This window comes from Mycobacterium sp. NGS35 (genome assembly GCF_059812855.1).
On record NZ_JCALDL010000013.1, the window covers coordinates 67,780 to 80,323 of the forward strand.

A 12,544-nucleotide genomic window follows, 5' to 3' on the forward strand; every position below is an offset into this window, starting at 1 on the left:
GCCTGGCTGACCACCGCATCGAGGAAGTCGAGTTCCGTTGGGGGCCATCACCTCTGAGTCGAGCAATCGCCACGTGTGTGGCGCTTGGGCTGGGCGCGGCGGTGCTCGCATCTCGGCCGTCACTGATCGCGTTCGTGGCGCCGCTGCTGGGCGTGCTGTGTTCGATTCCGTGGCAACGACGAGCGTCGGCGGTCCGGGCGCACGCCCAACCGGCGTTGGTCCGCTGCTTCGAATCCGAACCGGCGCACGCCCGCGTGTGGGTGACCGCACAGGCCGACGACGTCGCCGTGCAGTTGGAGGTCACCGCGCCAGAGGGGATGGAGCTCGACGTACTCGAAGACAGTTCCGTCTACGCGAAGAACGTGGCCGCCCGGGCGCAGCGGTGGGGCCGCTATCCGCTGTCCGCGCGGCTGCATGCGCTGTGTGCAGGCGGCCTGCTGTCAGGGTCGGCGGAGGTGCAGGTGGCCGACATCTTCGTGTTCCCGACCGCGCCGCCGCAGTCCACGGGCCTGCCGCGCACCGAGCTACCCGATCGACTCGGCACCCACCTCACCCGGCACATCGGGCCGGGCGTCGAATACGCCGACGTTCGCCCGTATCTGCCGGGGGATCAGTTACGCACCGTCAACTGGCCGGTCAGCGCCCGGCGCGGCAGCCTGCACGTCACGCAGCGGCTGACCGACCGTGCCGCCGACGTGGTGGTGCTGATCGACACCAGCACGCAGGCCGCCGGTCCGGCGACCGACGCCATGGAGCGCGCGGTTCGCGGTGCGGTGCAGGTGGTGCAGACCGCGTTGCGCAACGGCGACCGGGCCGGGATCGTCACCCTCGGGGCGCGCCGGCCGCGATGGCTGGGCGCCGACATCGGTCGGCGCCAGTTCTACCGGGTGCTCGACGCGATCCTGGCCGCCGGTAACGAATACGAGGTGAGCACCGGGACGCTGGCACCGCGAGCGGCCGTGCCGCCCGGGGCCATCGTCGTCGCGTTCTCCACACTGCTCGACACGGAGTTTGCGCTGGCGCTGCTCGACCTGCGGCGACGCGGCCACACCGTGGTGGCAGTCGACGTGCTCGTGGGTGCACCGTTCGAGCAGGAGCAGGATCCGATCATCACGCGGATGTGGGCGCTGCAACGGTCGGCGATGTACCGGGACATGGGCGTGATCGGCGTCGACGTGGTGTCGTGGCCGGCCGATGTCACCCTCGACCAGTCGATGCGTCTGGTACCCGACCACCTGCACCCGGCGGCGAGGCGCTGAGATGAACACGCGCAATCAGCCTGGCGCGCTGATGTTTTCGACGGCGTTCGGTTTCTTGATGACTGCCGCCGCGTGGAACGGCGCGGGCACCGCGGGCACCATCGCTGCGGTCGTGGCCGCCGTCACCGTGGTCCTCGGGCTCCGATACCGCTCCGCCGCAACTCTTTGCGTGCTGCTCGCGGGCACCGCTGTCGCTTTGTCCGACCCGGCACCGACGTTCGCGGCGCTGTCGGGCCTTTCGGCCGCGGCGTATCTGGTGTTGAGGCACGCGGCGGAAGCAGACATCGTGACCAGTACTCTGCCCACCGTGATCGGGATGGTGGGGTTCACGTTCGTCGGGATCGTCGCCACCGTGCTGCCGGTCGAGCTGCCTTGGCTTCCGCTGGTCGCTCCTCCCGTCGCGGTGGCGATCTTCCTGCTCTCACTGCTGCCGTTCCAGCGTGGCCAGCAGGCCGGTGAAGGGCAGCGGCATGGCTGATGACGCAGAGGATCTTGTGCGCGCCTGGAACGATCTGCTTGCGCGGCACACTTGCGACCCCGCCGCGGAGGCGACCGGGCGTGCGCTGATCGCGTCATGGTCCGAGCCGCACCGGCGCTACCACACGCTGGCGCACTTGCGCGAAGTCCTCACTCACGTCGAGGAATTGGCCGACCACGCGCAAGACCCCGACGCTGTGCGGCTGGCGGCCTGGTATCACGACGCGGTCTTTCAGGGCCGCTCCGACGACGAGGAGCGCAGCGCACAGCGGGCAGAAACCGACTTGGCCGCCCTCGGCGTGGACCCGGCGCTGGTCGCGGAGGTGGCGCGCCTGGTGCGCGTGACGGTCGGCCACCATCCGCAGAAGGGTGACCGCAACGGCGAGGCACTGTGCGATGCGGATCTTGCTGTGCTGGGCATCGAACCGGATCGCTACCGCGCCAACAGCGCCGCGGTCAGAGCCGAGTACGGCCACGTCGGCGACGCCGAGTTCCGCGCCGGGCGCACGCGCATCCTCCACGAGCTGCTGGCCGCGTCGTGGCTGTTTCACACGTCGTTGGCGCGCAGCCGATGGGAGTCGCGCGCACGAGCGAACATGGCCGACGAACTGAAAGCCCTCGAGGAAACGTCGGGTCAGCGAAAAATCTGATCCGCCGAAAAACTGTCACCGAATCGAGGCGGCTCGCTCCTACCTGTGAGGCGTTCCATCGAACGATCGCCCCCACACAGAGGAGACGACCATGAAGCAATTTCACGTTGGACTGCTGATCGTCGCTGGCGCCGCGGGTGCGATGATCGCCACCGCTCCTGCGGCCTTCGCGCTGTCGGAGTCCACCATCAAGAGCGAATGCGCGGCCGCGAACGGCACGTACACCACAACCGTCAGCAACGGCAGCCGCTTCTCGAAGTGCTGCTACAAGGACATCGACGGCAAGAAGTGGTGCGACGTGTATCTCGACGGTGTGTACGAGGGCACGGACCCGGCCAAGGTGCAGGTGGAACCGCCGCGTCCGCCTCGCGCGCTCCCTCCGGCTGTGGTCACCCCGCCCTCGATGGCCGCGGTGGGGTACGAATGACGGGTGCCCGCCCCGACCGTCCTGCTGCTGTCCACCTCTGACACCGACCTCATCACGGCACGCTCCAGCCGGGCCGCATACCGGTGGGCGAACCCGTCTCGGCTGGACATCGACGAGCTGCCGGAGCTGCTCGCTGGCGTCGACGTGGCCGTCGTGCGCATCCTCGGCGGGTACCGAGCCTGGCAAGACGGCATCGACGCAATGCGGGCCAGTGGCGTGCCGACGGTGCTGGTAAGCGGTGAGCAGGCACCGGACGCGGATTTGATGGACCGTTCTACGGTGCCCGCCGGGATCGCGGTGCAGACGCACCTGTACCTGGCCCACGGCGGCGTCGAGAACCTGCGCCAACTGCACGCCTTCCTGTCCGACACCCTGCTGATGACGGGGTACGGCTTCGCGCCGCCCACCCCGTCGCCGACGTGGGGTCGGCTCGACTGGGCGTCGCCGCATGCCGACGGGCCGACGATCGCGGTGCTTTACTACCGCGCACAGCATCTGGCCGGCAACACCGGCTACGTGCAGGCGCTGTGCCGGGCCATCGAGAACGCCGGCGGTCGCGCACTTCCGGTGTACTGCGCATCGTTGCGGACCGCCGAACCGGAATTGATCGAAGCGCTGGCGGCCGCCGATGCGATGGTGGTGACTGTGCTGGCGGCCGGCGGAGCGGTTCCCGCCGGCGCATCGGCCGGGGGTGACGACGACAGTTGGAACGTCGAACACCTTGCCGCCCTTGACATTCCGATCCTTCAGGGGCTGTGCCTGACCAGCCCGCGGGCCGCGTGGGAGTCCAACGACGACGGGCTGAGCCCTCTCGACGTAGCCAGCCAGGTGGCGGTGCCCGAATTCGACGGCCGGATCATCACAGTTCCGTTCTCGTTCAAGGAGATCGACGACGAAGGACTGATTTCCTACGTGCCCGACGACGAGCGGTGCGCCCGAGTCGCCGGGATCGCGATGCGGCAGGCGATGCTGCGCCGCGTTGCGCCGGGCGACAAGCGGGTGGCTGTTGTGTTCTCCGCCTATCCCACCAAGCACGCGCGGATCGGCAACGCCGTCGGGTTGGATACGCCGGCAAGCGCGATTGCGCTGCTGGACGCGATGCGCCGGCACGGTTATCGGATCGGTGACATTCCCGGGTTGGATGCGGGCGATGGCGACGCGCTGATGCACGCGCTGATCGAACGCGGGGGACAAGATCCCGACTGGCTGACCGAGGGACACCTGGCCGGCAACCCGATCCGCGTGGCGGCCCGCGATTACCGCGAGTGGTTCGATACGTTGCCCCGGTCGTTCGCCGAACAGGTGCAGCAGCACTGGGGGCCGCCGCCCGGCGAGTTGTTCGTCGACCGCAGCATCGATCCCGACGGCGAAATCGTCGTCGCCGCAATACGATCCGACAACGTCGTGCTGATGGTGCAGCCGCCCCGCGGATTCGGCGACAACCCGGTGGCGATTTACCACGATCCCGACCTGCCGCCCAGCCACCACTACCTGGCCGCATATCACTGGCTGCGCACGGGATTCAAAGCCCACGCGATCGTGCATCTGGGCAAACACGGCAACCTCGAATGGCTGCCCGGCAAGACTCTCGGCATGTCGGCAGCGTGTGGTCCCGACGCTGCGCTGGGCGATCTGCCGCTGATCTACCCGTTTTTGGTCAACGACCCGGGGGAGGGCACGCAAGCCAAACGGCGTGCGCACGCGGTGCTGGTCGACCACCTGATCCCCCCGATGGCGCGGGCCGAAAGCTACGGCGACATCGCTCGGTTGGAGCAGCTGCTCGACGAGCATGCCAACATCGCTGCCCTGGACCCTGCGAAACTGCCCGCGGTGCGGCAGCAGATCTGGACGCTGCTGCAAGCCGCCAAGCTCGACCACGACCTCGGCCTCACCGAACGGCCCGCCGACGAGCAGTTCGACGACATCCTGCTGCATGTCGACGGCTGGCTGTGCGAGATCAAGGACGTCCAAATCCGCGACGGGCTGCACATTCTCGGTCGTACGCCGGAAGGCGAACAGCTGCTGGACCTGGTGCTGGCGATTCTGCGGGCCCGGCAGCTCTTTGCGGGCGACCAGTCGCTGCCCGGTCTGCGGCAAGCCCTGGGACTCGCCGACGACGCCACCGACCGTGCCGACGTCGACGCGGTCGAAGCCGACGCCCGGGCTCTGCTGGCCGGATTGCAGAAAGCCGGCTGGGATCCGTCGGCCGTGGACGGCCTGACCGACCAGCCGGATGTCGCGCGGATCCTGCGGTTCGCCGCCACGCAGGTGGTGCCGCGGTTGGCTTCCACGGCGGCCGAGATCGAGCAGGTGCTGCGCGCGCTGGACGGGCGGTTCATCGCGGCCGGACCGTCGGGTTCGCCGTTGCGCGGGCTGGTCAATGTGCTCCCGACGGGACGCAACTTCTACTCCGTCGACCCCAAGGCCGTGCCGTCGCGGCTCGCGTGGGAAACCGGTGCCGCACTGGCAGATTCACTGCTGGCGCGCTACCGCGACGAGTTCGGCGATTGGCCGCGGTCGGTCGGCCTGTCGGTGTGGGGCACGTCGGCGATGCGCACCTCCGGCGACGACATCGCCGAAGTACTTGCGCTGCTCGGCATCCGGCCGCGGTGGGACGAGGCGTCGAGGCGGGTAACGGGACTGGAAGCGATCTCCCTCGCCGAGCTCGGCCGGCCGCGTATCGACGTGACAGTGCGCATCTCGGGCTTTTTCCGAGACGCCTTCCCGCACGTGGTGGCGATGCTCGACGACGCGGTGCGACTGGCGGCCGGTCTTGACGAACCCGCGAACCGCAACTACGTCCGCGCCCACGCCCAGGCCGATCTGGCTCAGCACGGCGACGAAAGACGGGCAACCACAAGGGTTTTCGGATCGAAGCCGGGGACCTACGGCGCCGGGCTGCTGCAGCTGATCGACAGCCGCGCCTGGCGCACCGATGCCGACCTCGCCCAGGTCTACACGGCGTGGGGCGGGTTCGCCTACGGCCGCGGACTCGACGGTGCGCCGGCGGCTGATGACATGGCTCGGCAATACCGGCGAATAGCGGTGGCGGCCAAGAACACCGACACCCGCGAACATGACATCGCCGACTCCGACGACTATTTCCAGTACCACGGCGGGATGGTGGCCACCGTGCGCGCCCTCACCGGCCGCGACCCGGCGGCCTACATCGGCGACAACACCCGTCCTGAGGCGGTGCGCACCCGCAGCCTGGCGGAGGAGACATCGCGGGTCTTTCGTGCCCGCGTCACCAATCCGCGGTGGATGGCCGCGATGCGACGCCACGGCTACAAGGGCGCGTTCGAGATGGCCGCCACCGTCGACTACCTCTTCGGCTATGACGCCACCGCAGGCGTAGTGGCGGACTGGATGTATGAGCGGCTGGCCGAGCAGTACGTCTTCGACGACGTGAACCGCAAATTCATGGCGGAGTCCAACCCATGGGCCTTGCACGGCATGGCCGAGCGGCTGCTCGAAGCCGTCAGCCGCGGCATGTGGGCACAACCGCAGGCGGCGACGGTCGACGGGCTCAAGCAGGTCCTGCTGGAAACCGAGGGCGAGCTCGAAGCCTGAGCAGTTTCGCGTCGAATTCAACGCTATGGCGTGCCCTTCTCGCACTTTCTCTGCATAGCGTTGAATTCGCTGGAGCCGCGACCGCACCGCTAGGTTGGAGCGGTGCCGACCACATTCGAGGACGTCGCCAAGTCCAAGTACATCCTGCTGACGACGTTCACGAAGGACGGCCGGCCCAAGCCGACGCCCATCTGGGCAGCACCTGATGGCGACCGGCTGCTCGTCATCACTGAAGCCGACTCCTGGAAGGTCAAGCGAATCCGCAATAACCCCCGCGTCACACTGGCCGCCTGTGACGTCAAGGGCACTCCGAAAAGCGACCCCGTCGACGCCACCGCGACCATCCTCGACAGGTCGCAGACGAATCTGGTGTACGACGCGATCGGCAAGCGCTACGGCCTGATGGGCAAGGTGTTCAACCTGTTCAGCAAGTACGTGCGCGGCGGCATGCGCAAGAACGTCGGCCTCGAGCTGAAGGCGGCCTGACAGATGACCACCTTCGACGACGTCGCCGGCTCCGAGTACATCCTGCTCACCACGTTCACCAAGGACGGCAGGCCGAAACCGTCGGCGATCTGGGCGGTTCGCGACGGTGACCGACTGCTCGTCATCACCGACGACGACTCCTGGAAGGTGAAGCGAATTCGCAACACCCCGAGGGTCACCATCGCCAAGAGCAGCGGCCTCGGCAAGCCCAAGAGCGACCCGGTCGAAGCCGTCGCGCGGGTACTTCCGAAATCCGAGACGCACGCGGTCTACCAAGCGATCCTCAAGCGCTACTGGTATCACGCGTGGTGGTTCTACGCGCACACGTTGCTGCGCGGAGGCATCGACAAGGTGCACGTCGGCCTCGAGATCACCCCGGCCGGCTAGGAACCGAAACCCGGCGTGGCACGTTCTGCTCACATGGTGATTCGGTGGTTCTGGCTCTACGTCGTCCTCGAGCTCGCGGCCGTGGTTGGGCTCGGCTGGGCCATCGGAGTGGGCTGGACGCTGCTGCTCGTGCTGGCGTCGTTCGTCGGCGGTCTCGCGCTGGCCGGCTCGCAGGCCGAACGGCATATCCGCCGTTTCCGCAGCGGGCTCGTCACCGCCCAGGGCGCACTCACCGACGGGGCGCTGATCGCGCTCGGCACCGTGTTGGTCGTCATCCCGGGAATCGTCACCACCGCGCTCGGATTGCTGTTGTTGCTCCCACCGACTCGAGCGGCCGCCCGCCCGATGGTGGCGGCGCTCGTGGGCAAACGCGTCCCGCTCATCGCGCAGCGGCGCGACTACGTCGACGGCGAGGTCGTCGACGTAGTCGACTACGAGCCGCCGGCCCTACCGCGCACCCCTTGACCACACTGCTGCTCGGCGGCCGGGTGCACAGCCCGACGCACCCTGAAGCGACCGCACTTGCTGTTCTCGACGGCGTCGTCGCCTGGCTGGGCAGCGACACTGCCGGCCGAGACGCGTTCCCGGGCGCCGAGGTGGTCCACCTCGACGGCGCGCTCGTCACCCCCGCGTTCGTCGACAGCCACGTCCACACCACTGCCACCGGGCTCACGTTGACCGGACTCGACTTGCGGCCCGCCACCTCCTTGCAGCACTGCCTGGCACTGCTGCGCGGTTTCGCCCGTGCCCACCCGAACGGGGTGATCTGGGGCCACGGCTGGGACGAGTCGGCATGGCCGCAGCCGAATGCACCCACGACTGACGACGTCGACGCGGCCGTCGGGGGCCGGCCGGCGTATCTGGCGAGGGTCGACGTCCACTCCGCGGCCGCGTCCACCGCGCTGCGTGCGCTCGCGCCAAACTTGCGGCATTGCAAGGGGTTTCATCCTCAGGCGGCGCTGACCGCAGATGCGCACCACGCCGTAAGGGCCCTCGCGCGCAGTCTGCTCACCGCCGCGCAGCGGGCACAGGCACGGCTTGCGGCGCTCGACGCGGCCGCCGCGCTCGGGATCGTCGCCGTCCACGAATGCGCCGGCCCTGACATCGGCGGCCTCGAGGACTGGCAAGAGCTACGCATCACCACCCACGGCGTCGAGGTCGTCGGCTATTGGGGTGAGGCGGTCAGCGATGCCGACCACGCGGCCGATCTGCTGGCCCGCACCGGGGCGCGCGGCCTGGCCGGCGACCTCTTCGTCGACGGGGCTCTCGGCTCGCACACCGCATGGCTGACCCAGCCGTACGCCGACGCCCGCCACTGCCCCAACCCGCATGGCAACTGCTACCTCGCCCCAGAAGAGATCGCCTCGCACGTGCTCGCATGCACGCAGGCGGGCATCCCGGCGGGCTTCCACGCGATCGGTGACGCGGCGGTCACGGCGGTGGTCGACGCGATTGCCGCGGCCGTCGACCGCTGCGGGCGCACAGCCGTCGCTCGATGCGGGCATCGCGTCGAGCACTTGGAGATGGTCGACGCACAGCAGGCCCGCAAGCTGGCCGAGTGGGGCGTGACCGCAAGCGTGCAGCCCAATTTCGACGCGCTCTGGGGTGGCGACGACGGCATGTACGCCGCGCGGCTGGGCGCTCACCGAGCGCGCCGGTGCAACCCGCTGGCGCTGTTAGCATCCGAAGGCGTGTCCCTAGCGTTCGGCTCAGACACCCCGGTGACCAGCATGAATCCCTGGAAAACGGTGCGTGCCGCCGTGCACCACCGAACGCCGCGCAGTGGGATTTCGACCGAGGCCGCGCTGGCCGCGGCCACCCGCGGCGGCTGGCGGGCTGCCGGCGTCCGCGACGGCCTGGCCGGAACGCTGACACCCGGTGCGCCCGCCTCCTTCGCCGTGTGGGACGTGCCGTCGTTGCCCCGACTCGATCCCGACGACCCACTGCCGCGCTGCCTGCAGACCGTGCACTGCGGCGAGGTCATATATGGCTGACGCCCGCGTGCTCGAGCGGCTCGGCCCCGGCGTCCTGAACCGGATACCTCAGCTCGCGGCGGCCGTCGGCGCGGGCCTGCTGATGTGCGTGAGCTTTCCGCCGTTCGGTTGGTGGTACTGCGCAGTCGTCGCGTTCGCGATGCTGGGCTGGGTGCTGCTGCGGAATACCACCACGGCGCTCGGCGGCTTCGGCTACGGCTTTTTGTCCGGCCTCGCGTTCTACATCCCACTGCTGCCGTGGACTGGCGAACTGGTCGGCGCGGTGCCGTGGCTGGCGCTGTCAGCGGTGCAGGCGGTGTTCCCGGGGCTGTTCGGTGCGACCGCCGTCGCGGTCAGGCGGCTACCCGGCTGGGCCGTCTGGTTCGCCGCGCTGTGGGTGGGAGCCGAATGGCTCAAGAGCAGTGTGCCGTTCGGCGGATTCCCATGGGGCGTCGTGGCATTCGGACAGACCGACGGTCCGATGCTGTCGCTGGTTCGGCTCGGCGGAGTTCCGCTGCTGTCGTTCGCGATCGCGCTTACCGGGTTCAGCATCACCGCGCTGGTCCTCGAAGTCGTGCACTGGTGGCCGCGTCGCGGCGACGCCCCGCCGCGCGTGCTGCTGCCCGGCATGTGCATCGCCGTCGTGCTGTTCGCCGTCGCGGCGACCTGGCCCGGGGTGCGCCAGTCCGGCAGCGGTGCCGACACCGACCGAACCATCACCGTCGCCGCGATCCAGGGCAACGTGCCGCGGCTCGGCCTCGACTTCAACGCCCAGCGGCGAGCCGTGCTCGATTACCACGTCCGCGAAACCGTCCGCCTCGCCGACGACGTGCGGGCCGGCCGCGCCCCGCAGCCGCAGCTGGTGATCTGGCCGGAGAACTCGTCGGACATCGACCCGCTGCGCAATCCTGATGCAGCACAAGAGATTTCGACTGCCGCCGCGGTCATCCGCGCGCCGATTCTGGTCGGTGCGGTGCTGCAGCGGCCGGACTACTCCGAAGATAACCCGGCGTCGACGAACACCGTGATCGTCTGGGACGCCGGGCGTGGGCCGGGGGAGCGGCACGACAAGCAGATCGTGCAGCCGTTCGGCGAGTACCTGCCCTGGCGCGGATTGTTCTCCCATCTGTCGCCGTACGCCGAGCGCGCAGGCTACTTCGTGCCGGTCGACGGTGACGGGGTCGTGCACGCCGCAGGGGTGCCGATCGGCGTCACGACGTGCTGGGAGGTGATCTTCGACCGGGCCGCCCGGGAGTCCGTCGTCAACGGCGCGCAGCTGCTGGCGGTGCCCACCAACAACGCTTTGTTCGGCCAGCCGATGAGCGAGCAGCAGCTGGCCTTCGCGAAGGTCCGCGCCGTCGAGCACGACCGGTATGCCGTTGTGGCAGGCACCACAGGGATCAGCGCGATCATCGCCCCGGACGGCCATGAGGTGGCCCGCACGGACTTCTTCGAACCCGCCTACCTGGTAAAACAGGTGCACCTGAAAACGCATTTGACCCCTGCGACGCGGTGGGGACCGGTCGTGTTGTGGGTGCTGATCGCAATCGGCGGTGCCGCCCTGCTCGCCGGAATACTGCACAATGGGTGGTTCATACGTCGGCTCCGGCCGGGCGGTAAAGACAAAGGAGCGTCATGACCACCGGAAGCCCCGGCGGCCAACCAAGCCAGCGGACGTTGGCGATCATCCCGACCTACAACGAACGCGAGAACCTGCCGCTGATCGTGCAGCGGCTGCAGAACGCGCGGCCCGACGTGCACATCCTGATCGTCGACGACGGCAGCCCCGACGGCACCGGCGAGCTCGCCGACCAGCTCTCCGCGGCCGACCCCGCACGCATCCACGTCATGCACCGCACCGCCAAGGACGGGTTGGGCGCGGCATACCTGGCCGGCTTCGCCTGGGGCCTGGCCCGGCAGTACTCGGTTCTCGTCGAGATGGACGCCGACGGCAGCCACGCCCCGGAGGAGCTGTCGCGGTTGCTCGACGCGATCGACGCGGGTGCCGACCTGGCAATCGGCTCCCGCTACGTCGAAGGTGGGCAGGTGCGCAACTGGCCGTGGCGCCGGCTGGTGCTATCGCGCACCGCGAACTGGTACTCGCGCACACTGCTGGGCACCAGCGTCAACGACATCACGGCCGGCTACCGCGCGTATCGCCGGGAGGTGCTGGAGAAGATCGACCTGTCGGCCGTCGAGTCGAAGGGCTACTGCTTCCAGATCGACCTGACCTGGCGCACGATCAACAACGGCTTCACCGTGGTCGAGGTGCCTATCACGTTCGTCGAACGCGAACTCGGTGTCTCCAAGATGAGCGGGTCGAATATCCGCGAGGCGATCGTCAAGGTCGCTCAATGGGGCATCCAGGGGCGCAGAGACCGCGCGCGTGGAACCGCCCCCGCCCAGCGGCTCAGCCGCGGTGGTTGATTGCGCGGCTCAGCCGCGGCGGCGCTGGCGGATGATCTCCAGCCGCTCCTTGAGCAGCTCGTCGAGCTCCTCGATGGTGCGGCGCTCGAGCAGCATGTCCCAGTGCGTGCGGGGCGGCTTGACCTTCTTCGGCTCGGGGAGGTCGCCTTCGATCAGCGTGCCCTCCATGCCGTTGCGGCATAGCCAGGTGCCGGGGATTTCGGCGTCGTCGGCGAACGGTACCTCGAACTCTTCGCCGTTCTCGGTGCGATACCGCGCGATCTGACGCGGCGCCAGGTCGTGGTTGCGGTCGGTCTCATAGCTCACGGCACCGAGCCGGCTGCCTCTCAGGACTCGATCAGCCATCGTCAACACTCTCCATCTGTTGCATGTCCGCGCAATTACCCAGGTAAGCAACGCAGAAGGTGCGCTGGCAGTTCCCACGCGGTGGGCGACGCGACCTCCAGGATACCGGGCTTGCGCTGAAAAGCCGCTTAGAGTCATCAGGCGGTGACTACTTCTGCCCCTCGCATCCGCGGCGTCCGCCGCGCGCAACCGTGCCGCTGGTGCGGTCGCGACGTCGCCGACGCAGGAATCGGTCGCAAGCGCCAATACTGTCGCCAGTCGTGCCGCCAGCGGGCCTATGAGCACCGCGCTGCCGTGAAGGGCACCACTTTGCCTGCCGACGCGGTGGTGCTCTCCGCCGAGGAAGCCGCCCGCTGGTCCGACCGGCTTTACCAGCTGCGCTGCGCGGCAGAAGACGTCGCAACCGCACTCGACGAGGGCGCGGACAAGGCCGAATTGCGGGAACTGTGCGGCGCGTTGCTGGATGCGGCCAAAGCGGCCGACGGGTGGCGCTGAGCGCCTCTGACGTTAGTTGCCCATCGCCTGCGGGTACCTGGCAGC

13 protein-coding genes are annotated in these 12,544 nt (G+C 68.8%); 12 read left to right on the top strand and 1 reads right to left on the bottom strand.

Going from position 1 to position 12,544, the window contains the following annotated elements:
• Positions 1 to 2: 2 nt before the first annotated feature.
• The 11 genes from AC5Y4C_RS18700 (at position 3) to AC5Y4C_RS18750 (ending at position 11,659) form a co-directional block, all read left to right on the top strand.
• Positions 3 to 1,259, top strand: coding sequence for a DUF58 domain-containing protein (locus AC5Y4C_RS18700; protein ID WP_499908687.1), 1,257 nt, complete (start codon positions 3 to 5; stop codon positions 1,257 to 1,259).
• A 1-nt stretch (position 1,260) separates the two neighbouring features.
• Positions 1,261 to 1,737 carry a hypothetical protein gene (locus AC5Y4C_RS18705; protein ID WP_499964468.1) on the top strand — a complete coding sequence of 159 codons (477 nt, stop codon included), beginning with the start codon at positions 1,261 to 1,263 and terminating at the stop codon, positions 1,735 to 1,737.
• Positions 1,730 to 2,386 carry an HD domain-containing protein gene (locus AC5Y4C_RS18710; protein WP_499949278.1) on the top strand — a complete coding sequence of 219 codons (657 nt, stop codon included), beginning with the start codon at positions 1,730 to 1,732 and terminating at the stop codon, positions 2,384 to 2,386. Before AC5Y4C_RS18705 ends, AC5Y4C_RS18710 begins: the two co-directional genes overlap by 8 nt.
• Before the next feature lie 91 nt (positions 2,387 to 2,477).
• Positions 2,478 to 2,813 carry a hypothetical protein gene (locus AC5Y4C_RS18715; RefSeq protein ID WP_499908150.1) on the top strand — a complete coding sequence of 112 codons (336 nt, stop codon included), beginning with the start codon at positions 2,478 to 2,480 and terminating at the stop codon, positions 2,811 to 2,813.
• Between the two features lie 3 nt (positions 2,814 to 2,816).
• The gene (cobN, locus tag AC5Y4C_RS18720; RefSeq protein ID WP_499949275.1) at positions 2,817 to 6,386 is read left to right on the top strand and encodes a cobaltochelatase subunit CobN; all 3,570 of its coding nucleotides are present in this window, start codon (positions 2,817 to 2,819) and stop codon (positions 6,384 to 6,386) included.
• A 102-nt stretch (positions 6,387 to 6,488) separates the two neighbouring features.
• Positions 6,489 to 6,872, top strand: coding sequence for a PPOX class F420-dependent oxidoreductase (locus tag AC5Y4C_RS18725; protein ID WP_499964467.1), 384 nt, complete (start codon positions 6,489 to 6,491; stop codon positions 6,870 to 6,872).
• 3 nt (positions 6,873 to 6,875) lie between these two features.
• Positions 6,876 to 7,259: a PPOX class F420-dependent oxidoreductase gene (locus AC5Y4C_RS18730; RefSeq protein WP_499908153.1), complete on the top strand. Its 384-nt coding sequence runs from the start codon at positions 6,876 to 6,878 to the stop codon at positions 7,257 to 7,259.
• A 33-nt stretch (positions 7,260 to 7,292) separates the two neighbouring features.
• Positions 7,293 to 7,724: an FxsA family protein gene (locus tag AC5Y4C_RS18735; RefSeq protein WP_499964465.1), complete on the top strand. Its 432-nt coding sequence runs from the start codon at positions 7,293 to 7,295 to the stop codon at positions 7,722 to 7,724.
• Positions 7,721 to 9,253 carry an amidohydrolase gene (locus AC5Y4C_RS18740; protein ID WP_499964463.1) on the top strand — a complete coding sequence of 511 codons (1,533 nt, stop codon included), beginning with the start codon at positions 7,721 to 7,723 and terminating at the stop codon, positions 9,251 to 9,253. Before AC5Y4C_RS18735 ends, AC5Y4C_RS18740 begins: the two co-directional genes overlap by 4 nt.
• A complete protein-coding gene (gene lnt, locus AC5Y4C_RS18745) occupies positions 9,246 to 10,871 on the top strand; it encodes an apolipoprotein N-acyltransferase (RefSeq protein ID WP_499964461.1) in 1,626 nt (541 codons plus the stop codon). Before AC5Y4C_RS18740 ends, lnt begins: the two co-directional genes overlap by 8 nt.
• Positions 10,868 to 11,659 (top strand): polyprenol monophosphomannose synthase, encoded by a 792-nt coding sequence (locus AC5Y4C_RS18750; protein ID WP_499964460.1) that lies wholly within the window; start codon positions 10,868 to 10,870, stop codon positions 11,657 to 11,659. Before lnt ends, AC5Y4C_RS18750 begins: the two co-directional genes overlap by 4 nt.
• Positions 11,660 to 11,668: 9 nt before the next feature.
• On the opposite strand, the gene rbpA is transcribed toward AC5Y4C_RS18750, so the two are convergent.
• Positions 11,669 to 12,004, bottom strand: a complete 336-nt coding sequence (gene rbpA, locus AC5Y4C_RS18755) for an RNA polymerase-binding protein RbpA (protein WP_499908158.1) — start codon at positions 12,002 to 12,004, stop codon at positions 11,669 to 11,671.
• A gap of 165 nt (positions 12,005 to 12,169) precedes the next feature.
• Here rbpA and AC5Y4C_RS18760 point away from each other — a divergent pair, with 165 nt between their 5' ends.
• A complete protein-coding gene (locus tag AC5Y4C_RS18760) occupies positions 12,170 to 12,499 on the top strand; it encodes a hypothetical protein (RefSeq protein ID WP_499908689.1) in 330 nt (109 codons plus the stop codon).
• Positions 12,500 to 12,544 lie beyond the last annotated feature (45 nt).